The organism is Nonomuraea sp. NPDC050404 (assembly GCF_040655495.1).
Classification (GTDB): Bacteria; Actinomycetota; Actinomycetes; order Streptosporangiales; family Streptosporangiaceae; genus Nonomuraea.
The window spans coordinates 120265-147090 of sequence record NZ_JBFAKB010000022.1 but is presented as its reverse complement, the minus strand read 5'-3'; the positions used below and the strand labels follow the sequence as shown (position 1 = coordinate 147090).

25 protein-coding genes are annotated in these 26826 nt (G+C 70.5%); 10 read left to right on the top strand and 15 right to left on the bottom strand.

What is annotated here, in order from left to right:
- Positions 1 to 123 precede the first annotated feature (123 nt).
- On the top strand, positions 124 to 816 hold the full coding sequence (locus tag AB0I81_RS44980) for an aspartate/glutamate racemase family protein (protein ID WP_360671250.1): 693 nt from the start codon (positions 124 to 126) through the stop codon (positions 814 to 816).
- 6 nt (positions 817 to 822) lie between these two features.
- Here the strand turns inward: AB0I81_RS44980 and AB0I81_RS44975 are convergent, their stop codons facing one another.
- From AB0I81_RS44975 to AB0I81_RS44925, 11 genes are all read right to left on the bottom strand, one after another.
- A complete protein-coding gene (locus AB0I81_RS44975) occupies positions 823 to 2796 on the bottom strand; it encodes an AAA family ATPase (RefSeq protein ID WP_360671247.1) in 1974 nt (657 codons plus the stop codon).
- Positions 2797 to 3021: 225 nt separating this feature from the next.
- Positions 3022 to 4398, bottom strand: coding sequence for a UDP-N-acetylmuramoyl-tripeptide--D-alanyl-D-alanine ligase (gene murF / locus AB0I81_RS44970; protein WP_360671245.1), 1377 nt, complete (start codon positions 4396 to 4398; stop codon positions 3022 to 3024).
- A 119-nt stretch (positions 4399 to 4517) separates the two neighbouring features.
- Positions 4518 to 5474: a D-alanine--D-alanine ligase family protein gene (locus AB0I81_RS44965; protein WP_360671242.1), complete on the bottom strand. Its 957-nt coding sequence runs from the start codon at positions 5472 to 5474 to the stop codon at positions 4518 to 4520.
- A 142-nt stretch (positions 5475 to 5616) separates the two neighbouring features.
- Positions 5617 to 6444, bottom strand: coding sequence for a glycerophosphodiester phosphodiesterase family protein (locus tag AB0I81_RS44960; RefSeq protein WP_360671239.1), 828 nt, complete (start codon positions 6442 to 6444; stop codon positions 5617 to 5619).
- Positions 6445 to 6595: 151 nt separating this feature from the next.
- On the bottom strand, positions 6596 to 7489 hold the full coding sequence (locus AB0I81_RS44955; protein ID WP_360671237.1) for a sugar phosphate isomerase/epimerase: 894 nt from the start codon (positions 7487 to 7489) through the stop codon (positions 6596 to 6598).
- A gap of 8 nt (positions 7490 to 7497) precedes the next feature.
- On the bottom strand, positions 7498 to 9591 hold the full coding sequence (locus tag AB0I81_RS44950) for a PQQ-dependent sugar dehydrogenase (RefSeq protein WP_360671234.1): 2094 nt from the start codon (positions 9589 to 9591) through the stop codon (positions 7498 to 7500).
- Between the two features lie 216 nt (positions 9592 to 9807).
- Positions 9808 to 11040, bottom strand: a complete 1233-nt coding sequence (locus AB0I81_RS44945; protein ID WP_360671231.1) for a trypsin-like peptidase domain-containing protein — start codon at positions 11038 to 11040, stop codon at positions 9808 to 9810.
- A gap of 143 nt (positions 11041 to 11183) precedes the next feature.
- On the bottom strand, positions 11184 to 11555 hold the full coding sequence (locus AB0I81_RS44940; protein ID WP_360671228.1) for a hypothetical protein: 372 nt from the start codon (positions 11553 to 11555) through the stop codon (positions 11184 to 11186).
- Between the two features lie 226 nt (positions 11556 to 11781).
- The gene (locus tag AB0I81_RS44935) at positions 11782 to 12453 is read right to left on the bottom strand and encodes a response regulator transcription factor (protein WP_360671225.1); all 672 of its coding nucleotides are present in this window, start codon (positions 12451 to 12453) and stop codon (positions 11782 to 11784) included.
- Complete coding sequence (locus tag AB0I81_RS44930) at positions 12450 to 13610, bottom strand: histidine kinase (RefSeq protein ID WP_360671222.1); 1161 nt, start codon at positions 13608 to 13610, stop codon at positions 12450 to 12452. The genes AB0I81_RS44935 and AB0I81_RS44930 overlap by 4 nt, the downstream gene beginning before the upstream one ends.
- A 23-nt stretch (positions 13611 to 13633) precedes the next feature.
- On the bottom strand, positions 13634 to 14221 hold the full coding sequence (locus AB0I81_RS44925) for a hypothetical protein (RefSeq protein ID WP_360671220.1): 588 nt from the start codon (positions 14219 to 14221) through the stop codon (positions 13634 to 13636).
- A 162-nt stretch (positions 14222 to 14383) separates the two neighbouring features.
- On the opposite strand from AB0I81_RS44925, the gene AB0I81_RS44920 reads away from it, so the two are divergent.
- The gene (locus tag AB0I81_RS44920) at positions 14384 to 15610 is read left to right on the top strand and encodes a serine hydrolase domain-containing protein (protein WP_360671217.1); all 1227 of its coding nucleotides are present in this window, start codon (positions 14384 to 14386) and stop codon (positions 15608 to 15610) included.
- Positions 15611 to 15913: 303 nt separating this feature from the next.
- Here AB0I81_RS44920 and AB0I81_RS44915 read toward each other — a convergent pair whose 3' ends face one another.
- Positions 15914 to 16552, bottom strand: coding sequence for a hypothetical protein (locus tag AB0I81_RS44915; RefSeq protein WP_360671214.1), 639 nt, complete (start codon positions 16550 to 16552; stop codon positions 15914 to 15916).
- 303 nt (positions 16553 to 16855) lie between these two features.
- Here AB0I81_RS44915 and AB0I81_RS44910 point away from each other — a divergent pair, with 303 nt between their 5' ends.
- The 5 genes from AB0I81_RS44910 to AB0I81_RS44890 all read left to right on the top strand — a co-directional run bounded on the left by AB0I81_RS44910 (position 16856) and on the right by AB0I81_RS44890 (position 20940).
- Positions 16856 to 17941 (top strand): trypsin-like peptidase domain-containing protein, encoded by a 1086-nt coding sequence (locus AB0I81_RS44910; protein ID WP_360671211.1) that lies wholly within the window; start codon positions 16856 to 16858, stop codon positions 17939 to 17941.
- A 150-nt stretch (positions 17942 to 18091) separates the two neighbouring features.
- Positions 18092 to 18976: a class I SAM-dependent methyltransferase gene (locus AB0I81_RS44905; RefSeq protein WP_360671209.1), complete on the top strand. Its 885-nt coding sequence runs from the start codon at positions 18092 to 18094 to the stop codon at positions 18974 to 18976.
- Positions 18977 to 19107: 131 nt separating this feature from the next.
- Positions 19108 to 19548, top strand: a complete 441-nt coding sequence (locus AB0I81_RS44900; RefSeq protein WP_360671206.1) for a hypothetical protein — start codon at positions 19108 to 19110, stop codon at positions 19546 to 19548.
- A gap of 12 nt (positions 19549 to 19560) precedes the next feature.
- Positions 19561 to 20157 carry a cell wall protein gene (locus AB0I81_RS44895; RefSeq protein ID WP_360671204.1) on the top strand — a complete coding sequence of 199 codons (597 nt, stop codon included), beginning with the start codon at positions 19561 to 19563 and terminating at the stop codon, positions 20155 to 20157.
- A 12-nt stretch (positions 20158 to 20169) separates the two neighbouring features.
- A complete protein-coding gene (locus AB0I81_RS44890; protein WP_360671201.1) occupies positions 20170 to 20940 on the top strand; it encodes a MauE/DoxX family redox-associated membrane protein in 771 nt (256 codons plus the stop codon).
- Between the two features lie 7 nt (positions 20941 to 20947).
- Here the strand turns inward: AB0I81_RS44890 and AB0I81_RS44885 are convergent, their stop codons facing one another.
- Complete coding sequence (locus AB0I81_RS44885; RefSeq protein WP_360671198.1) at positions 20948 to 21289, bottom strand: chorismate mutase; 342 nt, start codon at positions 21287 to 21289, stop codon at positions 20948 to 20950.
- A gap of 149 nt (positions 21290 to 21438) precedes the next feature.
- Between AB0I81_RS44885 and AB0I81_RS44880 the strand changes: the two genes are divergently transcribed.
- Together AB0I81_RS44880 and AB0I81_RS44875 are read left to right on the top strand one after the other, a co-directional pair.
- Complete coding sequence (locus AB0I81_RS44880) at positions 21439 to 22683, top strand: sensor histidine kinase (protein WP_360671195.1); 1245 nt, start codon at positions 21439 to 21441, stop codon at positions 22681 to 22683.
- On the top strand, positions 22671 to 23327 hold the full coding sequence (locus AB0I81_RS44875; protein ID WP_360671193.1) for a response regulator transcription factor: 657 nt from the start codon (positions 22671 to 22673) through the stop codon (positions 23325 to 23327). Before AB0I81_RS44880 ends, AB0I81_RS44875 begins: the two co-directional genes overlap by 13 nt.
- A gap of 78 nt (positions 23328 to 23405) precedes the next feature.
- On the opposite strand, the gene AB0I81_RS44870 is transcribed toward AB0I81_RS44875, so the two are convergent.
- Positions 23406 to 23777, bottom strand: a complete 372-nt coding sequence (locus AB0I81_RS44870; protein ID WP_360671190.1) for a hypothetical protein — start codon at positions 23775 to 23777, stop codon at positions 23406 to 23408.
- A 182-nt stretch (positions 23778 to 23959) separates the two neighbouring features.
- On the opposite strand from AB0I81_RS44870, the gene AB0I81_RS44865 reads away from it, so the two are divergent.
- Positions 23960 to 25291, top strand: coding sequence for a hypothetical protein (locus AB0I81_RS44865; RefSeq protein WP_360671187.1), 1332 nt, complete (start codon positions 23960 to 23962; stop codon positions 25289 to 25291).
- Positions 25292 to 25344: 53 nt separating this feature from the next.
- Here AB0I81_RS44865 and AB0I81_RS44860 read toward each other — a convergent pair whose 3' ends face one another.
- Positions 25345 to 26727, bottom strand: a complete 1383-nt coding sequence (locus AB0I81_RS44860) for a hypothetical protein (RefSeq protein ID WP_360671185.1) — start codon at positions 26725 to 26727, stop codon at positions 25345 to 25347.
- Positions 26728 to 26826: the final 99 nt, after the last annotated feature.

Here is a 26826-nt window from a genome sequence, read left to right as displayed (position 1 = left end):
GTAGAGCCCTTGACTGTCCACTTGACAGATCGTTTCCTGGCCAAAAAGTGCTCAGCCGCCCACGGCCGAATGGACAGTTTTTGGTCTGCGAAATGAACAGGGTCTCCATCTAGCCTGCCGACCATGCGTACTATCGGGCTGATCGGCGGGTTGAGCTGGGAATCAACGGTCATTTACTACCAGATCATCAATCAGCGGGTACGTGAGCGCCTCGGCGGCAGCCACTCCGCCAACAGCCTGATCTGGTCGGTGGACTACACCACCGTCGAGGACCTGATCTTCGCCGGCCGCTGGGACGAGGTGGGCGCGATGCTCGCCGACGCCGGCGTCAAGCTGGAGACCATGGGCGCCGAACTGCTGCTGATCTGCAGCAACACCTTCAGCCGGGTCAACGACGAGGTGGAACGGGCGGCGAACGTGCCCGTGCTGCACATCGCCGACGCCGTGGGCGCGGAGGTGAGCGCCAAGGGGATGCGCAAGGTCGGCCTGCTGGGCACCCGCTTCACCATGGAGGAGTCCTTCTACGTGGATCGGCTGGCCGGTCACGGCTTCGAGGTGCTCGTCCCGGAGCGGGACGAGCGCGAGATGGTGCATCGGGTGATCTTCGATGAGCTGGTGCGCGGGATGCTGCGGCCCTCCTCCAGGGACGCCTACGTACGGGCCATCGCGGGCCTGGCCGACCAGGGCGCAGAGGCCGTCATACTCGGCTGCACCGAGATCGAGCTGCTGATCAGCGACAAGGACACCGCCATCCCGCTGCTGCCCAGCGCCCGGCTGCACGCCGAGGCCGCAGCTGGCATCGCCTTGAACGGCTGAGCGCACTTAGTTGGGCCCGTAGAGTTCGCGGCGCCAGAGGTCCTCGCAGATGCGTTCGATGCCGGCGATCAGATGCCGGCGGTAGGTGGTGAAGGACAGGCCGAGACGCTCGGCGGCGGCCTCCTGGGTGGGGGCGCCGCGCAGGTAGGTGACGTCGAGGGCGCGGTGCAGCTTGCCCGCCCGCGGATCCCGGCCCAGGTCCCTGATGCCCTCTTCGAGCAGTTCGCGCAGGGCCCTGACCGGGTCGGCGCGACCGGCGAGCAGCCTGCTGCGGATGAGCGGGTTGGCGGCCAGCTCCCCGTGTTTCGACAGGTGACGCAGGGCCTTGCGGATCGCGTCGGTGAACTCCGCCTCGGACAACACCGCCAGCTCCGGCTCACTCCGGGCCGGGGTCTCCTGCGCGCCGGTCGGCAGCAGCCGGTCGAGCCAGACCTGCGCGGGCACGGCCCGCCAGTCGTGGGCGAGCAGGCTGTACTCCACGTCCCCCTCCCACGCGTGCTCCCCGAGGTCGTGCATGTTCAAGCGCTCGCTCAGGGGGTCGTCGCCGCGCACGGCCAGGAACGACCAGGCCATGCGCTCCGAACGCAGGAACCAGCCCACGGCCCGCCACCGCATCATGCTCGCCACCGGCGACGTGCCACGCTCGCGCCTGCGCACCCAGCTCCGGTGGACGGCCAGGTGCTCGCCGGGCCGCAGCGGGGCGGTGGCGCGGGCGTTGGCCCAGGCCGTGGCGGTGACCGGGTCCGCCCGCGCCTCCGACTCCGCGTCCAGGCGGAGCCAGGCGCAGGCGCCCGCCAGCTCGCCGGTCGCGGTACGCCGGTAGAGCCGGAACGCCTGCGGCTGCCGGGCCGTCCAGTGGGCGACGGCGGCCACCGTGCCCGCGTCCCACACGGCGGCCAGGCGCAGCAGGTCCTCGGTGTCCTCCGGGCGGAAGACCTCCTCGCACACCTCGCCCTCACCGCGCCAGACCTGCGGCTCCAGCGCCCGGTCCTCGTCGCGGTGCAGGTAGAACAGCGAGCCGACGGCCCCGAGCACGTCCGCGTCGTCGGCGGCGCGAATCTGCTGCGTGAGGTGGGCCTTGATGCGCCGGTGCATGTCGGCGTAGCCCTGCGGGTCGCGCCAGCGCAGGTCGGCTTCGAGTATCTCGCGTACGACGTCGTGCGGATACAGTCCGAGCAGGCTCGACTCGACGAACGGCAACCGCCGCAACCAGGAGAACAGCGCCGCCGCGTCCTGCTCGGGCAGCACCGCGCGCAGCACGTCCTCCGTGGTCATGTACGTGTGAGCGCAAACCTCAAGGGCATGCCGATGCGCCGGGCTCGGCACCTCGCCGACGAGCTGGTCGAGCAGGGTGGCGACCACGTCGTGGGTGGGCGCCCAGCGGGAGCTGGCGGCGCTGTCCTTGATCGCCACCGCGGCGCCGAGCGACAGGGCGAGCGGATGCCCGCCGGCGAAGGCGAGCAGCGGATCGCGCAGGTCGCCCACCACGCCACGGGAGTCCAGCAGCGCGGCGGCGTCCGCGGGGCGCAGGTCGCCCAGCGCCATGACCTGCAACATGTCGGCCCAGCCCGGGTCGGCCTGCCACATCATGTCCGGCGGCACCCGTCCGGCCAGCACGACCAGCGCGCCGACCGGCAGCGTCGGCAGGAACCTGTCGCGCAGCCAGCCCTCCAAACCGTGGATGCGATCGAAGGTGTCGATCAGCAACACCGCCCGCTCGTCGGCGAGCAGCGTGCCGATCTCGGCGGCGAAGGCAGCGGGCGACGGGTCGAGCATCCGCCCGTCCAGCATCAGCACGTTGCGATCGGCCTCCACGGCACGCTGGGCGAAGCGTTTCAGCAGCGCCGACTTGCCGACGCCGCCGGGGCCGTGCACGAACAGCACCCTGCCGCCGCTGTGCAACGCCTCCTCGAAGGCGGCGAGTTCCTCCTCACGTCCGACGAAGGCGCGCTGCCTGGCCGCTTGAAGGCGTCCGCCCAAGCGCCCAGAGCACTCCTCCCTTACGTCCGGGTTAGTGCAGAGTTTCTCGAGATTCATAGATGCGAGTCCAGAGGCGATAGTCCCGACCCGTTATCAATGGTTGGTGACATACCGGTAACTCTAGCGCCGCGAGCGGCCAAGTTAGCCAAATTGTGCTTAAGCCAACATATTACCGAAAATATTAGCAAGCGCTAATTTGGCGGCATATATCGTTCGTCAACGCATTCACAAAGCGGCAAGCTCCAGCGCGCAGGCGCTCAGGCCGTATTCGCTGGACGCCTTGACGAACACCAGGTCTCCCGGCCGGAGCAGCCCGGTGGCCAGCCCGACGGCCTCCCGCACGTCCCCTGCCGTGTGCACGACGACACCGCCGGCCTGCCGCGCCTCCTCCGCGATGGCGCGCTCGTCCTCTTCGCCGACCGCGATCAGCACGTCGATGCCCAGCTCGGCCACCAGCCGGCCCACTTGCGCGTGCCGGGACCGCGAGGCGTCGGCCTGCTGCCCCATGCCGCCGAGCACGGCGATCGTACGGCGGTCGCCGGCCAGCGCCTTGAACGCGCGCAGCCCGGCCCGCATGGACTCCGGGTTGGCGTTGTAGGCGTCGTTGATGACGGTGACGCCGTCGGTGCCGTCGAGCAGTTCAAAGCGGCCGGCCGAGCGCGGCCCCGCCGCCGACAGCCCGCCGGCGATCTGCTCGACGGACAGCCCGAGCGTGTACGCGGCCGCGGCGGCGGCCAGCGCGTTGGCCACCTGGTGCTCGCCGATGAGGCCGAGCTCGACCCTGGCCCGGCCCGTGGGCGTCACCAGGTCGAAGGAGGGCCTGGCCGCGTCGCCCATCCGCACCTCCTCGGCGCGTAGGGGGGCCTCCGCCGTCCTGCCGTACAACACGATCTTGCCCCGGGTGCGGCCCGCCATGCCCATGACGTACGGGTCGTCCGCGTTGAGCAGCGCGTGCCCTTCGGGTCGCAGCGCCTCGACCAGTTCGCCCTTGGCCTCGGCCACGTCGGCCAGGCCGCCGCCCATCCGGGAGACGTGCGCGGCCCCGACGTTGAGCACCAGGCTCAGGTCCGGCGGCGCGATCCCCGTCAGGTAGGTCAGGTCGCCCTTCGTGCCCGCCCCCATCTCCAGCACCAGGTACCGGGTCTCCGGGCCGGCGCGCAGCACGGTGATCGGCAGTCCCAGCTCGTTGTTGAACGAGCGGTCGGTGGCGATCGTCGGGGCGTGCGGTTCCAGGATCTGGGCCAGCAGGTCCTTGGTGGTGGTCTTACCGACGGAGCCGGTCAGGGCGATCACGGTGGGATCGAGACGCGCGAGCACGTGTCCTGCCAGCACGCCCAGTGCCTGCTGCACGTCCTCGACCACCAGCGCGGGCACGCCCACGGGGCGGGAGGCCAGCACGGCCGTGGCGCCGTCGGCCACGGCCTTGGCGGCGTAGTCGTGGCCGTCCACGCGGGCGCCGGCGGTGGCGACGAACAGGCCGCCCCGCACCACCTCGCGGGAGTCCACCGCCGCGGGCGCCGTCACCAGCGCCTCCGGGTCGGTCACGTCGTGCAGGCCGGCGTCGAGGATCCGGGCGATCTCGGCCAGCGTCATGGGGATCATGCGTTGCTCCTGATGAGCGCCAGGTCGAAGGAGTGGTTCATGCGGCGCTCCGGGCGAGCGCCAGGTCGAGGGGGTGGTTCACGCGGCGCTCCGGGCGGGCGCCAGATCGTCGCGGCGGGTCATGCGCCGCTCCGGGCGAGCGCCAGGTCGATGAGGCGGCACAACAAATCCGGATAAGGGACCCCGCTGGACTCCCAGGCCCTGGCGTAGACGGAGCGGGGGGTGAAGCCCGGCATGGTGTTGATCTCCAGCACGTACAGGCGGCCGGTCTCCTCCTCGTAGAGGAAGTCCACGCGGGACAGGCCGTAACCGCCGATCGCCCGGTAGGCGCGCAGCGACAACTCGCGCACCTCGTCGGCGATCCGCTCGGGCAGCGTCACCGGGATCGTGGCGATCTCGGCCCTGCTGAGGTACTTGGCCTCGTAGTCCAGCCAGTCGCCGCTCACCAGCAGTTCGCCCGGCATCGAGGCGACCGGGGTGTCGTGGTCGCCGAGCACGCCGCAGATCAGCTCCCGCGCCCGCACACCCTGCTCGACGATGACGACCCGGTCGTAGGTGAGGGCCAGTTCGACGCCCGCGCGCAGTTCCTCGGCGGAACTGACGCGGGAGATGCCGATGGAGGAGCCCATGTTGGCCGGTTTGACGTACATCGGCCAGTCCAGCGACTTGACCAGGCCCTCCTGGTCGGTCGTGCCGCGCCAGTCGTGCTCGGAGAACCAGACGTGCGGGGTGACGGGGATGTCCTCGGCCAGGAACGAGCGCCGCATCGCGACCTTGTCCATGGCCACGGCCGAGGCCAGCACCCCGCACCCCACGTACGGCAGGCCCAGCGTCTCCAGGTGGCCCTGGATGACGCCGTCCTCGCCGTAAGGGCCGTGCATCACGGGAAAGACCACGTCGGCCACGTCGGCGGACAGCTCGATCGGCCATCTGCCCTGCCGGTCGACGATGACGGGAACGGGCAGGTACCGGTCCTTGGGCAGGGCGTCGAGCACGGCCTGCGCCGACTGCAGCGACACCTCGTGCTCGGGAGACGGCCCGCCGGCCAGCACGGCCACGCGCAGCCGTTCTGTCATGATCGATCAGCCTTTCTGCCCACGGGATCGACGGCGGCGCATGCGTCACCGCCATCCGACCCGAAGAGTGTGGCGGCCCGGCCTGACCGCTTCCCAGACCATTAGTTGTCCAATTTCTGACCACCCGCCCGGACCTGGGACGTCAGCGGGCTCTGACGGCCTGGAGCCGGTCTGGCCTGTTGGTCATGATGCCGTCCACGTTGTACGAGATCAGCCGCCGCATGAGCGCGGACCCGTCCGCCGACCAGGTGTAGACCCGCATGCCGCGCTCGTGCGCCCGTTTGACGTAGCGGGCGGTGAGGCCGGTGTGCGGAAGGGTGATGCCGCCGGCGTACCTGGCCAGCTCGGCGAGCCGGCCGGGCGGCGGCTTGCCGAGCAGCGCGATGGGCAGGTCGGGCACCATGGCGCGCAGCAGCCGCATCGACTGCCAGCCGAACGCCTGCACGGTCAGGTGCTCGGCGCTCCACAAGCCGCGCTCCTCCTGCAGCTCCGCCGCCACCCGCCGGTCGATGTCCGGGCTGTGCCTGGCGTGCTTGACCTCCAGCAGCAGCCCGGTGCCGGTGCCGTGCAGCGCCTCCAGGGCCTGCTTGAGCGTGGGCACGCCCTCGCCGCGGTAGCGCGGGGAGAACCAGGATCCGGCGTCCAGCCGCTGGATCTCCGCCAGCGTGAGGTCGGAGACCTTCCACGGGGACCGCCTGGGGAAGACCTTCTCGGCATCGGTGGTGCGGGCCAGCGTCTCGTCGTGCATCAGGATGAGCCGGTGGTCCTTGGTCTGCTGGACGTCGAACTCGCACACGTCGGCCCGCTGGCTCCTGGCCAGGGCGCAGGCCGCGATGGTGTTCTCGGGCGCGTGGACGGATCCGCCGCGGTGCGCGATGTTCTCCACCTCGGGCGGCGGGGCCGCGTGTACCGGGCTCGTCATGAGGGCCAGGGTCAGGGTCGCGGCGGCGATGCCGAGTGAGCGGTACATGTGCCTCCCCTCGTGAGCACTATGTGAGAAAAGTGCCCACTAGGCAGGGGAAGGACCGTTTTCTACCGCCATGTCGGCCGTGTCAGTACGAAGGTTTTGACCCGGCGTGACCGCCCGGCCCGCCCCCCGGAGGACGGGCCGGACTTCCCGGTCAGAACCGCAGCTTGCGCAGGTAGCGGTAGCCGACCTCCGACGTACGCCGGGGCGTCACGTCCGGCGTGTCGTTCTCCACGATGTACTCCCTGACCCGGTGGGCATCGAACACCCGCCGGAAGTCGATCGTCCCGGTGCCGAGGTCGGCCATGTCGCCGTCGAGGTGCCGGTCCTTGACGTGGTACTGCAGCACCCGCTGCGGCGCCCTGCGGATGACGTCGATCGCGAACTTCACCGGATCCCGCACGCCGCGCCCGACACCGCCGGTGACCGCCCAGTAGATGTCGATCTCCAGGTGGACCAGGCGCGGGTCGAGCTCCTTGGTGAGCACGTGCCACGGCGTCACGCCGCCGCCGAGGTCGGTGGTGAACTCGTGGGCGTGGTTGTGGTAGCCGTAGCGCAGCCCGGCCGAGCGGGCGGCCCGCGCCTCGACGTTCATCCGCTCCGCCCAGCCCTTCCACTCGTCCAGGCTGTCGGAGGCCAGGTAGGGCACGACCATGTAGGTCTGGCCGAGGGTCAGCGCGTTCTGGATCTTGGTGTCCAGCGCGGCGTCATCGGCGCTGATGCCGTCGTGGCTGGAGCTGGCCTCCAGGCCGAGCCCGTCGAGGAACTCGCGTAACTGCTGCGCGGTACGGCCGAAGTAGCCGAGCGCGAGCTCCACCTTCGGATAGCCGGTCTCGGCCAGGTAGGCGAGCGTGGTGTCGTAGTTCTGGGCCAGGTCGTCGCGTACCGTCCAGAGCTGGATGCTGATCTGGCCCGGCGGGACACGTTCCTTGTGACGGTGGTGCGGTGGGGTGGCGGCGGCGGCAGGGGACGCGGCGACGAACGCGCCCGCCCCCAGCCCGAGGCCCGCCGCGAGCAGGGCGCGCCTGCTGGGATAGCCGTAACACATGGGATCTCCTAGTCCGTGGGCTGCAACACGACCTGGGTGCTGCTGGTCAGCGGGGGCAGGCCGCCGGTGCCGGGGTCGGTGTAGGTGGCGACGAAGACGCCGGTCAGGTTGTCGGTCTCCGGGTCGTGGCCGCTGGGCTCGGTGGTCTGGATCGAGCCGGTGCAGCCGCGGGCCGTGGTCTGCGGGTGGCCGTGGTCGTCGTGGCCGAGTATGTAGTCCACGGTCACGTTGGCGCAGTTCACCGGCTGGTCGTCGGTGACGCGCACCTCGAACTCGACGAGGTCGCCGAAGGTGAACTGCTGGCCGTTGGCGGGACGTACCAACTCGACGACCGGCACCGCGTTGCCGACCACGACGCGCACCGACGTGGACGCCGACCGGCCGCTCGGGTCGGTGACCCTGAGCGTGGCGTTGTAGATGCCGTCCTTGGTGAACGTGTACGACCCCGCCGCACTACGCGAGTCCACCCTGCCGTCGGCGTTGAAGTCCCACGCGTAGCGGATGTTGTCGCCGTCGGGGTCGCTGGTCCCGGTGCTGGTGAAGCCGACGGTGAGCGGCGCGAGGCCGGCCGTCACCGACGCCGCCGCGACCGGGATCGGCGTGTGGTTGCCGGTGTTGCCGATGTAGTCGATGCGGGCGAGCTGGGCGTCCGGGTTCTCGCTGAAGAAGCCGTCGCCGTACTCCAGGACGTAGAGCGCGCCGTCGGGGCCGAACTCCATGTCCATCGCGTTGTCGAAGACCATCGAGGGCAGCACGTCCTCGATCCGCCCGTCACGGTGGAAGGCCTTGACGTAGTCACGGGTCCACTCGTAGAAGAGCGGCACGCCGTCGTAGTACCTCGGCCAGCCCACGGCGGTACGCCCGCGCGTGTCGTCCCGGTCGAAGTCGTAGGCCGGTCCCGCCATCGGGCCGATGCCGCCGGTCCCCAGGGCGGGGAACTCCTGCGAGAGCCCGTAGGAGTACCACACGTCGGGCTGCGTCACCGGCGGCAGCGCGCGCAGGCCGGTGTTGCGCGGCGACTCGTTCACGGGCGCGGCGCAGTTGAAGCTCGCTCCCGAGGCGCCGGTCGCGAAGTCGTAGTCCACGTACGGCAGCCGCGCGGTCGCGCAGTACGGCCAGCCGTAGTTGCCCGCCTTCCTGACCACCGTCCACTTGCCCTGCCCCGCCGGACCGCGCGCCGGGTCGGCCTCGTTCTCGTCGGGCGAGTAGTCGGCGACGTACAACTCGCCGGTCCTCTTGTTCAGCTCGATCCTGAACGGGTTGCGCAGGCCCATCGCGTAGATCTCCGGCCGCGTGCCCCTGGTGCCGGGACGGAAGAGGTTGCCCTTGGGGATGGAGTAGGAGCCGTTGTCGCGTACGTTGATGCGCAGGATCTTGCCGCGCAGGTCATTGGTGTTGCCCGCGCTGCGCTGGGCGTCGAAGGCCGGGTTGCGGTCGGCCCGCTCGTCGATCGGGGTGAAGCCGCCGGACTGGAACGGGTTGGTGTCGTCGCCCGTCGAGAGGTAGAGGTTGCCCGCCGCGTCGAAGACGATGTCGCCGCCGACGTGGCAGCAGATGCCCCGGTCCACCGGGACGTCGAGGATGCGCTGCTCGGTGCGCAGGTCGATGGTCGAGCCCGTCCAGCGGTAGCGGGAGAGCCTGATCAGGCCCTTGAAGGGGGCGAAGTCCGCGGGGGTGCCGGTCGTCGGGGCGTCGCCCTCGTTGACGTCCGGCGTGGCCGGGTCGTCGATCGGGGTGTTCAGCGGCGGCGAGTAGTAGAGGTAGATCCAGTCGTCCTTCTTGGAGCCCTTGCCGAATCCGGGGCTGAGGGCGATGCTCTGCAGCCCTTCCTCGTCGTGCTGGTAGACGTCGAGCTCGGCGGCCGTGGTGTTGAGGCCGGTCTTCGGGTCGTGTAACCAGACCACCCCGCGCCTGGTGGTGTGCAGGACCCTGGAGTCCGGTAACACCGCAAGGTCCATGGGCTCGCCCGGATGGTCGTTGAGCGTCACCTTCTGGAACTGGTCGTCGGGTGGCGGCGCCGCCCCGCTGCCGGCCTGCGCGGCGGCGGGCGGCATGAGGATCACCGCAGCGGTGAGGGCCGCGATCATGGTTCTCGCGCTCATGCCTCTCTCCTTCGGTCTACTCGGGGGAATAAGAGAGGGCAAAGTAACGTGAATGTAACCCGAGTTACGCCGACCGAGGAGGGCCTAATCACGACGGATCGAGCAGCCTTTCGCCTCCGATCGGACTAAGTAACGGCGGCGGGGAACGCGGTCGCCCCCTGCCCGCGGGCGGCGGGCAGGGGGCGAGGGTTCAGAGGGCGGGCAGGTGTGGCGGCGCTACTTCTGCTCCTCCATGGTGACGGTGACGGTGCTCTCCTTGCCGTCCCGCTGGTAGGTGACCGGGACCTGCTGGCCCACCTTGTAGCCGCGGACGAGGCCGACGACCGTGTCCCCGCCCTGGACCGGCGTCTGGCCGACCTTGGTGATCACGTCACCCTGCCGGAGCCCGGCCTTGTCGGCGGGGCTGCCCTTGGTGACCTGGCTGATCACCGCGCCGGTCACGTCGCCGGTGGCGCCGACCACGCCCACGCCGAGGTAGACGTGGCTGACCTTGCCCTTGCTGATGAGCTGCTCGGAGACGTGCTTGGCGGTGTTCACGGGGATCGCGAAGCCGAGGTTCACGCCGTCCGCGGCGATCGCGCTGTTGATGCCGACCAGCTCGCCGGCCGCGTTGACCAGCGCGCCGCCGGAGTTGCCCGGGTTGATCGCCGCGTCGGTCTGGATCATGCCGCCGAGCGTGGTCGTCTCGGACTGCTGCTGCTGTTGTTGCTGCCCGCCCCAGCCGGGCGGGAGCTGCTGCTCCTCCTGCCCGCTCCCGGCCGTCACGGTACGGTCGAGCGCGCTGATGATGCCGGAGGTCACCGTGCCGTCCAGGCCCAGCGGGCTGCCGATGGCCAGGACGTCGTCACCGACCTTGAGCCCGGCGCTGTCGCCGAGCGCCACCTTGGCCAGCCCCGACACGCCCTCGGCCTTGATCACGGCCAGGTCGGTGGCCGGGTCGGTGCCGATCACGCGGGCCTTGGCCGTCTTGCCGTCGCTGAACTTGACCGTCACGCCGTTCTGACCGGAGACGACGTGGTTGTTGGTCAGGACGTAGCCGTCCTCCGACAACACCACGCCCGAGCCCTCGCTCGTCTGGCCCTGGATCATCACCACCGACGGCTGCACCTTCTCCGCCACCTGGGCGACCGTGAACTCGTCGGAGGCCGTGCGGAACACCGGGCTCGGGGAGCTCGTGGTCGCGGCGGCCACGGGCGTGTTCGAGCCCGCCAGGTACGCCCCCACGGCCCCGCCGCCCAGCGCCGCCACCGACATCGCCGCCACGGCGGCCAGCGCGAACCCCGCGATCGCCTTGCGGGTCAGCATGAAGCCGGTCCGCGGTGCGGGCGGAGGCGGGGGCGGCGGGGCGATCGTCGGGTTCGGCCGGGTGAACCCTCCGGCCGAAGGCGGCCTGTCACCGAACTGGCTCCAACCACCGGTACGAGGCTCGTTCGGCACGTTCGCGTCCATGTCATCTCCTAGTGTCCCGATGAACACAAGAGTGATCCATGGTGCGTAAACACCGACTAAGCCCAAGATTGCCACGCCCCGATACCCCTGATATCGGCCTTATCGCCCCTGGCAGAGCCCGATCTCCGCGGTCCGAAAAAACTTCAGGGAGAGGTGCGGCAGTACGGTCCCGGAGGCACTTCCGGCCCGTGGAACGTCATGCAGATGACGTCACCGGACACCAGCGGCGCGCTCGGCTCGAACGAGCCCTCGATGTAGCCCGGCTCCGTGCGGTAGGTGAGGTTTCCGCCGACGGGGACGCCGTTGACGGTGGCGCTCCACGTCAGCGTGGCCGGCGGCGGCTGGATGGTGAAGACGAAGCTGCCGTTGTCGAGGCCGGTGCAGACCGGGGTCTCCGGCGCGCAGACGGGCGGCCCCTGCGCGGTTGCGGCCCGCGCGGGCCCGCCCGCGACGAGCAGGGCCGCGAGAGGCGCCAAAAGGCCCAGGGAGATCCGGACGATCAACTTGGCGTTCATGGCGCAACCCCCGTGGTTTTCGGGCCTTTGACGAAACGATCCGACATTAACGCGATCATCCAGTCAGCAGCCACCTCACCATATGGTGACGATCTCCTTACCCACAGTGACAATACGTGACGGAGTCATTACGGTGCGTAGTGATCACTTAACGAAACAGCCCTCTCCTACCGTGACTGGTCCCGCCACCGCTCCCCCTGGTGGCGGGACCTCCCACTTTGTACCGTCAGCGCAAGCCGCCCGGCACGATCAAACCTGTCTCGTACGCGGCGATCACCGCCTGCACCCGGTCCCGCAGCCCCAGCTTGGTCAGCACATTGCTGACGTGCGTCTTCACCGTGTGCTCGCTGACCACCATCTCCCGCGCGATCTCCGCGTTGGACAACCCTCCGGCGATCATCCGCATCGTCTCCCGCTCGCGCGCGGTCAGCACGGACAGCCGCTCCGACGGCGGCTCTGCGGGCCGGGGAGCGGCGGCCCTGGAGGTGAAGTCGGCGATCAGTCTCGTGGTGACCGAAGGGGCGAGCAACGACTCGCCGGCCGCGACCACCCGTACGGCGTGCACGAGGTCGTCGCGGCGCACGTCCTTGAGCAGGAACCCGCTGGCCCCGGCCCGCAGCGCGTCGTAGACGTAGTCGTCGAGATCGAACGTGGTCAGCATGAGGACGCGGCAGTCCCCGTCCGCGCACACGACGCGCGCCGCCTCGATGCCGTCCATGACCGGCATGCGGATGTCGAGCAGGAGCAGGTCGGGGCGGTGTTCGCGGACGGCGGCGACCGCCTGGGCCCCGTCGCCCGCCTCGGCGACGACCTCGATGTCCTGCTGAGCGTCCAGAATCATGCTGAACCCGGCGCGTACCAGCTCCTGGTCGTCCGCCACCACCACGCGGATGCTCATGCGGCCGCCAGCGGAAGCCGGACGAGGATGCGGAAGCCGGGCCCGTCGGCGCGCGGCCCGAGGGCGGCGGTGCCGCCACAGGCGGCGGCGCGCTCGCGGATGCCGATCAGGCCGTTGCCGCCCGAGGGCAACGCGGCCTTCCGGCCGTGGCCGTTGTCGGTGATGTCGATCATGAGTGCGTGGTCCTGCCAGGTGAGGGCGATGTCGGCGCGGGTGGCGTCCGCGTGTTTGACGATGTTGGTGAGGGCTTCCTGGGTGATGCGGTACGCGGCGACCTCCGTGTCGGGGGAAAGGGGCCGCGACTCGCCCGAGGTGGAGTATGTCACGTCAAGTCCGGTTGTCCGGACCTTGTCGGCCAGGGCGGCCAGCCCCGCGAGCGTGGGCTGAGGGCCGCGCGGGCCCTCCTCCTCCTTGAGGACCTTCAGCAGCCTGCGGAGCTGTTCCATGGCGTCACGCCCGGACGAGGCGATCGCGTCGAAGGCGGCCACCGCCTTGGCCGGGTCCGCGGCGACCGCCACGGGCCCCGCCTCCGCCTGGACCACCATGACGCTGACCGCGTGGGCCAGGATGTCGTGCATGTCGCGGGCAATGCGGGCCCGCTCGCGTTCGGCCGCCCGCTCGGCCTCGATCTCACGCTCGCGGGCGAGCCGGACGGCGCGCTCCTCCAGCGCGGCGGCGTGGGCGCGGGAGGCCGCCGCCGCCCGCCCGATCGCGTACGCGGCCACGAAGAGCACGACCCCGCGCAACGCCGTCTCGGCCGAGCCGACGCTGAGCAGGCCGCCGAGCAGCGTGAGGACGAACATCACCCGGCGCGGCCACCGGGCGGAGTGGGCGGCCACGGTGTAGAAGGCCACCAGGCTCGTGTACCAGATCGGCTGCGCGGCCACCTGATCCACCCGGTCGTACAGGCCGGTGGGGATGATCACGGCCAGCAGGACCGTCACCGGCGCACGGCGGCGCCAGACCAGCGGCGCGGCGGAGGCGGCCACGACGGCGTAGCCCCACCAGTGCCAGGGCCCGCCCCACGGGTTCGCCCGGGAGAAGAACGGCCACAACTGCACGAGGAGCGTCAGCGCCGCCAGCGTCCCGTCCACCAGGGTCGGGGGCAACGAGGCCACCCAGTGGCGCAGGCGTGAGACTTGCTGGGGCTCCGACATGGGACCCCATCTTGCCCGTCCGCTCATGACAGCGCGGCAGCAGCCCTGACCTGCGTGGCGGGGGCCCGGCGCGCGAGCGGAACGAACGAGACCAGCAGGCAGAGCGCGCCGAGCGGGATGAGGTCCTTGTCGATGAACGGCAGCGCCAGGTCCAGCGCCACCAGCACCGGGGTCCAGGCCCTGACCTCGCGCCGGACCGCGACCTGGATGACCAGGGCGAGCTGGGCCAGGTAGAACAGGAACGGGCCGCCGTCGTAGACCGCGATCGACACCCCGGGAACGCTCTTGACCTGATCGAACAGCACACCCATCCCGGCGTGGTCGGCGGCCAGGAAACCGACGGCGATGTCGATCCCGAACTGCGCGATCAGCGTCGCGATGCCGACGGTGCCGGCCGCCGCGCTGACGGTGGACAACGTGTCCCGTCCCGCCATGGCGCGCAACTGCCAGAAGATCGGCACGAACAGGACGAGGGCCGCGATGAAGGCGAGATGGCCGGTGGTCCAGGCCAGGCCGGGGCCGCGACTGCCGTCGAGGCCGTCGATGATGCGGATCACTCCGTAGGCGAACACGAGCAGGGGCGCGGCGAGGAAGGCGAGACGGGGGTTCATGGGGGAAATGTTCGTTCTGTGAGGGGGTGGCGGGCATCGCCGACGCGAGGGATTCGAGGGCTCCCCCGCAAGAGCGAGAAGGAATGGGTCGCTCCGGCGATCCGCCGCGGTGGGGCGTTCGCGCAGGATGTTCGGCATTCCCCGGAACCTCAGGAGATGACCGTGCAGAAAACAGCAGCCGCCGGCCTCGCACTCGCCCTCGCCGCCGTCCTCACGGCGACGCCCGCCCAGGCGGCCGCCCCGACGCCGATCCTCACCCCAACGGCCACTTGCCCGCCACCCTCGGCGATCCAGCCCGATCCCGACGCGGAGATCCCGCCGATCAACGCCGCCGCATTGCGCAAGACGATCGCCGATCTGCCCGCCGCGGACGCCACCGCGGCGGTCGTGCGGGTGGGCGGCTCCGATGGGTCGTGGAAGGGTGTGAGCGGCGTGACCGACCTGACCGGCAAGCGCGAGGCGACCGAGCACGTACGCTTCCGCGCGGGCAGCGTGACGAAGATGTTCACCACCGCCGTCGTGCTGCAACTCGTGGCCGAGGGCAGGCTCTCGCTCGACGACACCGTCCAGTCCCGCCTGCCGGGACTGCTGCCCCGCACCTACCCCAAGGTGCGCGTCGGCCAACTGCTCAACCACACCAGCGGCCTGCCGGCGCCGGACCTGCCCGGCACGTTCGACTACGTCTACCGGACCAGGTTCAAGAAGTGGACGCCGGAGCAGTACGTGGGCCTGGCCGTGCGCAACCCGATCGAGTTCACCCCCGGCACCAGGCAGCACTACCTCAACACCAACACGTTCGTGGCCGGGCTGCTGATCGAGAAGGTCACGGGCAGGACGTACGAGCGCGAGGTCACCAAGCGCATCCTGCGCCCGGTCGGCATGCATCACAGCTATCTGCCCGGCCTGTCGACCCGCATCAAGGGCCCGCACAACCAGGGCTACCAGAGCGTGCCCGCGGGCTTCCCCGACGCCGTCGCCTACGGTGACGGGCACGTGGTGAACATGACGGAGATGAGCGTCACCTCGACCTGGGCCTCGGGCGACCTCATCTCGACGGCCGCCGACCTGGAGAAGTTCGTCACGGCCCTGTTCTCCGGCGAGGTCGTGCCGCGCGCGCAGCTCGAAGCGATTTTCACGGTTCCGGATGTGACGATGTTCGACGACTGCGGCAACCAGCCGGCCATCTACACCTCGGGCATGTCGAAGATGGTGCTGCCCGGCGGGATCGTCGCGTACGGCAAGACGGGAGCCCGCTACGGTTACTCGGCGGGTGTCGGCGCGACCCGCGACCTGTCGCGCACCGTGGTCTACTCGGTCAACTCCACCGACGCCAAAGCCTCCGGCCAGAACCAGCGGACCCTGGGGATCGCGCTGGCCGCCTTCGCCTGACGTCTTCCGGGATGTGAGGCTCCAAGCCCGCACATCCCGGACAGACGTACGCTCAGCGCCGGCGCCGCCGGCGACGCCGCGCCCGGCCTCCACCGGCGGGTTCGTTCCCGCCCGGTGTCGGCTGAGGCCCGGGTAGCCGGAGTATGGGTAGTCGGAATGAGCTGAGTCCCAGATATCGCTGAATGGCCATGGGTCCTCCCTCGTACGAACCGTGGGACCTGGGTGCCGGACGACTGCCCGCCCGGCACCGGACTGACCCGCTCCCCTACCCAGCGAGTGACCACAAAACGTCCTGACCTGGGGTTATTTGTCGGACAGCTTGCGACGCTTGAACATCGGGTGCTTGGTCTCCCAGTAGCGCCAGCCCTCCACGCGGGAGGGCACGTTGGCGATGCCAGCGGCGACCTTGACCCGCTCGCAGGTGCCGAGCACCGACCAGGACGACCAGCCGACGCGGTAACCGAACACGCGGTACCACATGTTGCCGTACATTCCGTCGCTGACTTCGCGGGTGTATTCGTGCCCGCTGTAGACCATGTGCCGCTCTTCGAGGTGCGGCAGGCCCAGACGGCGGAGGTTGTGAATGACATCCTCCTTTTCGATGACCTTTTCGGCCTCGTTCTCCGTCTCCAGGAAGGCCGTCACCTCGTGCTCACGCGTGACCGACACCGTCATCGAGCCGCCGGGGCCGTCGATGTAGCGGGTGCGGGGCACGAAGAAGTTCCGCGGCGACATCTGGTGGATCCGCCAGAAGGTGTGTGGCCTGCAGTTCCTGCCACCGTCCGAGTCGTGGTGGGTGTTGTGGAAGCCGTGGTCGAGCTTGTCGCCGTGGTCGTCCTTGTGGGTGTCGGCGCCCGCCCCCGGCGCCAGGGTGATGACCAGAGCCGCCGCCAGGAAGCCACGCATACCGGGCATCGCCATTTTTCTCAGTGGGGTGAACATTCACCGTTCCTTTCGGAATGCGACCGATAGTCGCCAGACCGGTACGATGCTTACAGTTGCCGCGAGCCAGATGACAACGCCACGCCGAAGTCCAATTTCCCGTACCGGGAAAGAGCCGGTGAAAAAGCGTCGATATTGAGCGGCCATTTGGCAAAGGAATTATTGCGCGGCTTCGGTGACGCTGCGTGTCGCACCGTGTCCGCCCCGTGGATCCGTCATATCCAGATGTGCACCCATTGAGGAAGAAGGAGCTCCTCGTACGTACCTCCCTACGGCAGATTCCGGGTTTCGGGAGGTACGTAAATGCACCGCAGAGTCAGCCTGCTGTCCGCCATCGCGCTCGCCGTGGCCGGGGCCCTGGTCCCGGCGGGCACGGCGCAGGCCCAGGTCGCGAACGGGCTCGGCCCCAGGCCCGTGGGGTGGACCGCCACGGATTCCTCGTCCCAGCGCAGGACCGTCTCGCAGTACTGGACCACGCGGCGCATGCTCGCCGCGCAGCCCCTGGACACACCCGCGCCCCGGCGCGGCGCCCGGCCGTCGCTGGGCGACCCGTGGGCCCAGCGGGGCGCCTCGGCCACGACCCCACGGCGATCGCAGTGGAACACCCGCGGCTCGTCCTGGTCCGTGCCGGGAACCAAGCCGTTCACCAGCACCATCACAACCACCTCTGTCAACACCGCGCGGCAGGCTCTGATCCCGAACAGCCGTGGCCTGCAGTGGACGGACGGCGGCGCGATCGTGCGCACCACCGGCCGGGTCTTCTTCACCACCGCCGACGGCCGCAACTCCTCCTGCTCGGGCTCGGCCGTGACCAGCGCGAACGAGAGCACGGTGATCACGGCCGGGCACTGCGTGAAGCTGGACGGCGCGGCCCATCGCAACTGGGCGTTCGTGCCCGCCTTCGACGACGGCCGGCGCCCGTTCGGCACCTGGGTGGCCGCCTCGATGTTCACCACGCAGCAGTGGAACGCCAATGAGGACATCAACTTCGACATGGCCGCCGTCGTGGTGGCCCCGCTGAACGGCCGCACGCTGACCGACGTCGTGGGCGGGCAGGGCGTGGCCTTCAACCAGCAAAGACAGCAGCAGATGTACGCCTTCGGCTACCCGGCGGCCGATCCGTTCGACGGGTCGGAGCTGATCTACTGCAGTGGGCGGGCGTTCAACGACACCGTCATGACCAGGGACCAGGGGCTGCGCTGCAACATGACCGGCGGATCGAGCGGCGGCCCGTGGTTCCTGGGGTTCAACGAGTCGACGGGGCTGGGCATGGTGAACTCGGTCAACAGCTTCACCTACAACTTCGCCCCCGGCTTCATGTTCGGCCCGTTCTTCGGCGATGAGGTGATGTCGGTCTACCAGTCGGCCCAGAACTCCGAAGCACTCTGACCGTCACCCGCACGCCCTGGTCCGCCGGGCGGCTCTGACCGTTACGGACACGGTCAGCTCTGACCGTTTACGGACATGCTCAGGGCCGCCGATCGGCTCTGGCCGTAATTCGATGGCATCGGTCCCGCCCTCGTGATTACCGTGTCGCCGGTGATTTACGAGCATCCCCTGGCCTACGCGCTCGGGCTCGAAGGCATGGCGCTGATGCGCTCGTTCACCGGCGAGCACGGCCGCGAGTTCGTCGAGGCGCGCATCGCCGAGATCCGCCGGCTCCTCGACGACGAGTCGCTGGCGCGGGCGGCCGTCGAGGTGGCCCGCGTGGACACCGTGGACGGCTACCGGATCTGGTCGCAGACCTACGACGGCCCCAACTCGGCGTTCGACTTCGACGAGCCCATCGTGGCGGAGATCCTCGACGGGCTGCCGCCGGGCGTCGCCCTGGACGCCGGCTGCGGCACGGGACGGGTCGCGGCGAACCTGGCCGGGCGCGGTCACCGCGTCCTCGGCGTGGACAGCTCGCCCGACATGCTCGCGCGGGCCCGCGAACGGGTGCCGGAGGGCGATTTCAGGCTCGGCGACCTGACCCGCCTGCCGGTGCCCGACGACACCGCCGACCTGATCGTCTGCTCGCTGGCGCTGACCCACGTGCCCGACCTGGACCCGGTGATCGCCGAGTTCGCCCGGGTGCTGCGGCCCGGCGGGCATGTGGTGATCTCCGACATCCATCCCACGGGGGTGGCGCGGGGCGTCGTCCCGCCCGTACGCCTGCCGGACGGCCGTCCCGGGCGGGTGGCCACGTACTGCCACCCGATCGGCGACTACGTACGGGCGGCGCTGAAGGCGGGTCTCCAGGTACGGCGCTGCGAGGAGCCCACGATGCCGCCCCCGGCCGCCGGACCACAGAAGGAGCCGGGCGAGCTCGGGCCGTGGCAGCTGTGGCCGTGGGTGCTGGTGGAGCTGGTGCCCGAGGCGGCCAGGGCGGCCATCGAGGGCGCGCCGGCGATCGTCGTCTGGCACTTCCAGCTCCCCTCCTGACGCGGCGAGCCGGGACAGCAGTGCAAATTGGGGCATTGACGAAAAATCCTTACATGGTACTCATAGATCAAGTCGGAAAGCTTCAATCCCCTCGCTGAGATCGTCCCGATGCTCACCCAAGGAGGACGCGCATGGCGCGCACCGACCCGCCCGCCGACTTACTCGGCCCCGTCCAAGGAGAGGTCTCCTGGTTCTGCTGCGGCACCGCCTGGGGCCCCTGCAGCAGCACCGGCAAGGGAGCCTGTGGCACCTGCAACTCCGGCAGCCTCCAACACGCCTGGCCCAACACCTCCGACGCCTGCTGGGCGATCACCCGCCCCGACAGCTGCGGCGTCAGCCTGTCCCGCAGGACCTGTGGTTACCGCCACCGCATCACGGCGCTGTGCACCGGCACCAGCGTCACCACCGCCATCGCCGACTGCGGCCCGCAGACCGACCTGTTCTGCGGCGAGCGGAGCTGCTGCGGCTCGACCTGCGCCAGCAACCGCCTGATCGACCTGACCCCCGCCGCCTACAGCCGGATCGCCAGCCTCTCCTCCGGCCTGCGGCCGGTCGAGATCGCGTCGGCCTAGGAGGGGCGGACAATGCGCAGCAGAAGAGACGTGCTCAGGTCCGCCGTGCTCGGCGGGGGCGCCGGCGTCGTCGCCGCGACCGCGCTGGGCTCACTCGGCCCGGAAGCGGCATTCGCCACTACCGGCCAGAAGGTCGAGCCGGGCGCGCCCGACCCCGACTTCGCCGAGGGCCGGATCCGCTCGATCAAGGACAACACCCTGCTCGTCCTGGGCTCGAACATGGTCTTCCACACCATCAGGGTCGTGGACGGCACCAGCCTGTGGAAACTGGGGCCGGTCCCGTTCGACCAGGCCAAACCCGGTGACGGCCTGTACGCCAGAGGCGTGCGCATGCCGGACGGGATGCTGGCCGCCGAATCGGTCTGGCTCAACATCGTCAACCTCAAGGGTCACATCAAGAACATCACCGGCCAGACCCTCCACCTCGACCACGACGGCCACGAGGTGTTGTGCCACGTCGTGGCCGGCAAGTCGGTCGCCATCCACTCCGAGCGGCCGGCCACCTCCGACCTGTCCATGCTCAAGGTGAGCCAGCACGTGCAGATCCTGGGCGCGTGGCGGCCGGACACCAACGAGGTGGACATCGCCACGGTCTTCTCCCCGCACTAAGGAGGCAGTGCCATGCACGGGATCGCCGCGTCGCAGCCGTACGTGATCGCCTTCTTCCTCCTCTGGGCGGGACTGGCGAAGTTGTCCAGCCGGCGGATGTGGGCCCAGACCGGGCGCACCGCCCTGGCCCGGCTGACCGGCCCGGCGCGCGCGGTCCCCGCGCTGCGGCTCGTGGGCCTGATCGAACTGGCGGTGGCCGCGGCGTTGCTGCTGCCACCGCTCCACCCGCTGGACGGGGTGGCCGCCGCGCTGCTCTCGGCCGGCTTCCTCGCCTATCTCGCCTATGCCCGCGTCGCCGCCCCCGCGTCGGCGTGCGGCTGCCTGGGCGCGCACTCGCGCCCGGTGGACGTGCGGGCCTTCGCCCGCGCGGGCCTGCTGCTGGCCGCCGCACTCCTGGCGACGGTCGCGACCGCACTCCCACCGCTCCCCCTGCTGGTGGTGGCGGAGATGGTGGTGCTGCTGGCGCTCTCGGCGGAGCTGGACCGCTACTGGCTCACCCCGCTGCGCCGCCTGTCGGTACGCCTGCGCCGCCCGCTCGCCGCCCCGCCCCCGGAGCGCGTCCCGCTGGAGTCGTCCCTGCACCTGCTGCGCCGCAGCTCGGCCTACTGCTCGGTGGCCGCCAGGCTCGTCTCGGACGTGCTGGAGACGTGGGACGAGGACGGCATGCGCTTCGTGGTCTACGGGGCCAGGGGGAACACGGCGGTCTTCGCCGTCCCGCTGTCCGGCGATGACCCTGGGGCCGTCCGGGTCGCCCTGGTGGCCGAGGCGCCCAGCCTGACCTGACCGGTTCTCAGTTGTCGCGCGCCGCCGCCCGGTTGTTCGCGATGATCTCGTGGTGCCGTACGACCTCGGCGATGATGAAGTTCAGGAACCGTTCGGCGAAGACCGGGTCCAGCTTCGACTCCTCGGCCAGCGCGCGCAGGCGGCGTATCTGGGCCGCTTCCCGCGCGGGATCGGCCGGCGGAAGCTGGTATTCGGCCTTGAGCCGGCCGACCTCCTGGGTGCACTTGAACCGCTCGGCGAGCAGGTGGACGAGGGCGGCGTCGAGGTTGTCGATGCTGGCCCGGAGCCGTTGCAGCTCCTGACGGACGTAAGCGTCATGCTCAGGCAGACTTTCAGAGGTTTTATCCACCTATACCCCCCTTTGGCATCCTAGGAGGGCAGATATTACCCGCCAATCATCATTGCGGCGAAAGCGCAGGTACAGCCTGCTGTACTCTTTCGCCGCCGATCCCCCGACATTCCCGGCCCTGCCCTATGGTCTGAGGTCGAGGAGGTGGGATGCCGAAGGAGACGCCACGGGCAGCCGTGCTCGCCCGTGCCCGCGCGACCCTGGACGGGCTCGAACAACTCGTCGGCGGCATGGGCACCTCCGCACTCGCGCTGATCGCGCTGACCGGGGTGGCCGCCGTCGCGGTGGCCTGTCTGGCCGGCGTGGGCCTGCTCCTGGTGCCTGCCGCGCTGCGCGGCCTGCGGGCGGTGGCCGACCGGGAACGGGCGCGGCTGTCCCGCTCGGGACCGCACATCCTCAGCCCCGATCCGGTGCCGGACGGCTGGCGGGCGGCCATCCGGCAACCCGCCGCCGGGCGGGAGTTGTTGTGGATGGTCCAGCACGCCACGCTGGGCCTTGCGTACCCGGTGATCGGCCTCACCCTGCCGTTCTCCGCGGTGCGTGACCTGCTCTACCCGCTGTACTGGCGGTTGTTGCCGAACAGCGAGGTGGTCAACGCGGGCCTCGGGTGGCGGACCGACAACTGGCCCGGCGCGCTCGCGGTCAGCCTGCTGAGCGTGTTCTGGCTCGTCCTCGCCCTGATCTTCATCCCGATCCTGGCCAGGATGCAGGCGTGGCACGGCCGGCGGCTGCTGGCCGCCGACCCGTCCACCGACCTGGCGCTGCGGGTCACGCAGCTCACCGCCACCCGCGCGGCGGCGCTGGACGCGCACGCCACCGAGCTGCGCAGGATCGAGCGGTCACTGCACGACGGGACGCAGAACCGGATCGTCGCGGTCAACGTGTTGCTGGGCGCGGCCCGCCGCGCGCTGGCCCGCGCCCCGGCCACCGCCGACGAGGTGCTCGAACGCGCCCAGGACGCGGCCGAGCAGGCGCTGGCCGAACTGCGCGCGGTCGTGCGCAGCATCCTGCCCCCTGTCCTGGACGAGCGCACCCTTCCCGACGCGCTGAGCGGGCTGGCCGCCTCATGCCCGGTGCCCTGCGAGATCGACGCCGAGGTGCCCGGCCGCTGCCCCGCCTCCGTCGAGGCCACCGCCTACTTCGTGGTGGCCGAGGCGCTCACCAACATCGCCAAGCACAGCAAGGCCCGGCGCGCCAAGGTGACGGTCCGCAGGACGGACGACCGCCTGCACCTGCGGATCGTCGACGACGGCCGGGGCGGGGCGGTCGAGGACGGCGGGTCGGGGCTGGGCGGGATCCGCCGCCGTACCGAAGCACACGACGGCACCTTCGCACTGTCGAGCCCGCACGGCGGGCCGACCACCATGAATGTGAGCCTTCCATGCGGATTGTGATCGCCGAGGACGACCCCCTGCTGCGCGAGGGTCTGGCGCTGCTGCTGCGCGCCGAGGGGCTGGACGTGGTGGCCACCGCGTCCGACGCGGCCGGTTTTCTGGACGCCATCGACGAGCACAGACCTGAGGTCGCCATCGTGGACGTGCGCATGCCGCCGACCCACACCGACGAGGGCATCGTGGCGGCCGTCGAGGCCAGGCGGCGGCTGCCGGGGCTGGCCGTGCTGGTGTTGTCGGCCTACGTGGAGCAGGCGTTCGCCACCGACCTGCTCGCGCACGGCAGCTCCCGCCTCGGCTACCTGCTCAAGGAGCGGGTCGGGCGGGTGCAGGAGTTCCTGACGGCGCTGCACCGGGTGGCCGGCGGCGGCACGGCCATCGACCCTGAGGTGGTCGCGCAGCTCCTGACCCGCAGCCGGCCCGACGACCGGCTGGAGCGGCTCAGCCCGCGCGAGCGGGACGTGCTGGCCCTGATGGCCGAGGGGCTGGGCAACTCCGCCATCGCCGAACGGCTCGTCGTCACCGACGGCGCGGTGCACAAGCACATCCGCAGCATCTTCGCCAAGCTCGACCTGGCGCCCACCGACGGCACGGACCGCCGGGTGGCCGCCGTCCTGCGCTACCTCGACCAGGCCCCCGCCCACTAACCACCGTGCGGCGCTGTCTCGACCAGGCCCCCGCCCACTGACCGCCGTGCGGCGCCGTCTCGATCAGGCCCGCGCCCACTAACCGAAGGTGGGCGGGCCGCCGTCCGAGCGGGTGCGGCGTACCGAGAAGACGACCAGGTAGACGGCGGCGGCCAGCGCGATCGCGGCGGGCGGCAACGCCCACGCCGGGTGGCCGGCCAGCACCGCCAGGACGGCCAGCACCACCCCGGCGAGCAATACCAGGCCGGCCGCAAGCAGGCGCAGGCCGAGCCCGGTCGAGGGCGGCGGGGACTCCGCCCACTGCCCGGGGCCCGCGCCGCACACGTCCGGCACGCCGGTGTCGCTCACCTTCTCCGATCCCGGGCCGAGCCCCGGGTCGCGGGGTGGAGGCTCGCGCAGCACGGGGGCGAAGAACTCGTCGTCGGGCTGGTCGTCCTGTGTGCCGGCCATGGGCTTCCCCCGAGCTCACTCGTCGTGTTCCGTTGGCTCCTCCTGCCCCCTGTCCGGGAGCTGTCACTCCTCATCTGACCTGCAAAAACTCCACCACGCGTGGCGCTCACTCGATTACCGAGAGTAATCGTATGGTGTGCTCAGCGGCCCTGAGGGCCCACGAGCGAGCGAGAGGATCCACCATGGCGCTAGAACCCAGAATCGACGTCGAGACCAGGTCAGAGGACTTCGAGGCCAGCCTGACCACCGAGCAGATCACCCGCATCGCCGAGGCGTTCGGGCAGCAGGGAGTCTGGTTCGCCACCCCGCAGGAGCAAGCGGGCGAGGCCCGCAGACCCGACGAGGTCTGGAATCTGGTCGGCGACCAGCCGCACCACGGCCAGACGGCGACGGGCCGGGCGGCCGTGCACCTGGCCGAGGGCCACCGGGCGCTGACCAGGCCGCTGATCCTGGCCGACGGCTTCAACTACGGCCCGAGCGACCTGGACGGGTTGTGGCGGCACTTCAACAAGCCGTACCAGCAGGGTGTGCCCGGCTTCCTCGACCAGCTCAGGACGATGGGCATCGACGTCGTGCTGCTGGGCTTCGAGCAGCGCCAGGCCGCCATCCAGGCCAACGCCGCCGTGGCGGTGACCTGCGTACTGCGCACGATCGAGGAGCGGCAGGGCGACGACCCGCTGGTGGTCGGCGGCGTCAGCATGGGCGGCCTGGTCACCAGGTACGCGCTGGCCCGCATGGAGGACGAGAGCATCGACCACCAGACCGACAAGTACTTCTCCTACGACACCCCGCACCTGGGCGCCTGGATCCCGCTGGTGCTCCAGCAGCTCGCCTACATCCACGAGGCGCTGAGCCCGCGTTCCGACGGCCCGGGGCAGGCCGAGCTGATCCGCAGTCCCGCCGCGCAGCAGCTCCTGTGGGGCTGGGTGGGCAGCGCGGACTACTCGGGTCCGGTCACCACGAACCCGCTGCGCGCCGAGTTCGTTGAGGATCTGCGCAGGCTGGGCTGGTTCCCGAGGCGACCGTACAAGCTGGGGCTGGCCAACGGCACCGGCAACGGCACCGGTCCCGACCTGCCGCCCGGCACTCCGGTCTTCGACCTGCGGCATGACGCGCTGCAGCTCACCGCCCGGATCCAGCCGGACCTGGGCGAGCTGGAGAACATCGGCGTGTTGCGGGTCGGCGCGCCGGCCTGGACGAGCGCCACCTCGTACGTGGCGGCCTTCGACGGGGCGCCCGGCGGCACGCTGGACTCGTGGGGCAGGCTCGCCGACGCGGTCGGGCTGCCGATCGAGGAGCGTTTCAGGAGCAGCTGCTTCGTCCCGTCGGCCAGCGCCGTCGCGATGAACAGGAATCCGTTCCAGTGGCAGTCCGAGCTGTACGTGGACCTGAGCGACCTGCCCAAGGACGAGACCTACCTCGACGCGTTCTGCTGCGACGCCGCCAACTCCGAGCACGGCACGGTGTCCAGGCCGCTGATCGAGTGGTTCCTGGAGCAGCTCGCCGGTTGGTGATCGGCTGAGGGGAAAGCAGTGCCGGCTCGCGGTGCGAGCCGGCACTTGTCATGTCAGCGGGTGCCCCGGTGCACGCACAGGAGCTGGTCGTGGGTGGCGTTCTTGTCGCGGTAGGCGATGATCGCGGGGCCCTCGGCGCTGTAGTGCCGGGGCAGCCGCTGGTCGGCGGTCCAGCCGGAGCCGTTGAAGTTGCTCCACCACAGGCTCTGGTCGCCGGCGCCGCGGTGCGCGAGGTACAGGCGGTCCTTGTAGACGGTCAGGGCCGGGCCCTCGCTGGTGTGGTGGGCGGGCAGCTTCTGGTCGGGGCTCCAGTTCGAGCCGTCCCAGCGGGTCCACCACAGCGCCGTGTCGTTGCCCGTGCCGCGGTGCACGCAGTACAGGTGGCCGCGGTAGACGGCCAGCGCCGGGTTCGAGGAGGTGGCGTGGGCGGGCAGCCTCTGGTCGGGGCTCCAGTTCGAGCCGTCCCAGCGCGTCCACCACAACGCCGTGTCGTCGCCCGCGCCGCGGTGCACGCAGTAGAGCTGCCCGTCGTACGCGGCCAGGGCCGGGGCCACCTCGCTGGCGTGGCCGGGCAGCCTCTCGTCGGGGCTCCAGTTCGAGCCGTCCCAGCGCGTCCACCACAACGCCGGGTCGCCGCCCGCGCCACGGTGCACGCAGTAGAGCTGCCCGTCGTACGCGGCCAGCGCCGGGCCGGCCGCACTCCAGTGCTGGGGCAGGCGCTGGTCCTCGCTCCAGCCCTCCTCGGCGTCGTAGATCGTCCACCACAGGCCGTCGTCGCCGTCGGCGCCCCGGTGCACGAGGTGCAGCCGGTCCTGGAACTCGGCCAGCGCCGGGTTGGACACCCCGAAGTGCTCGACGAAGCGCTGGTCGTGGCTCCAGCCCTCGCCCGGCTCGTGCACGGCCCAGTACAGGCTGGTGTCGCCGCCGTTCTGGCGGGCGGGGATGAGCATGCCGGGCGCGGTCCACGGCGAGGCCAGCTTGACCCCGTACGGGCGGGCGATCGAGGCGATCCAGTCGGACTTGGTCCGTACTGAGCGCTCGATGACCGGGACCAGCCAGGTGCCCAGCACGGCGCCCGCGAGCTCGCCGATGAGCTGCGGGATCTCGGCGGCCAGCAGCGCGGCCGACTCGTTGAGGTGGATCTCGTAGCCCCACCACCTGGCCACCGGCCAGACGTCGGCGCCCATGGTGCGCAGCTCGCGCTGGTAGCGGCGGACGCGCTCCTGGTCCTTGGAGGTGAGCTCGGCGATCTGGCGCTCGCTCTCGCTCTTCGCCTCCAGGAACTCGTTCACCTCGCTCTGCCGCGGGTCCTCCAGCAGTTCGGTCTCCACCGCCGCATCCACCGCGGCCGAGGCTCGCGGGTCGTCCTGGGAGTGCAGCAGCTCCGCCTCGCCCGCCGTCGCGTCTTCCGCGTCGGACCTGATCTTGTCAGTCATTTCCAGCCCCCTGGACTGATAGATGCACGAACGCCGCTATCGTAACCAAGAGTAGTTGTTCGATTACTCTTGAGTTGTGTTGGTCCAGGTAAAGACCAT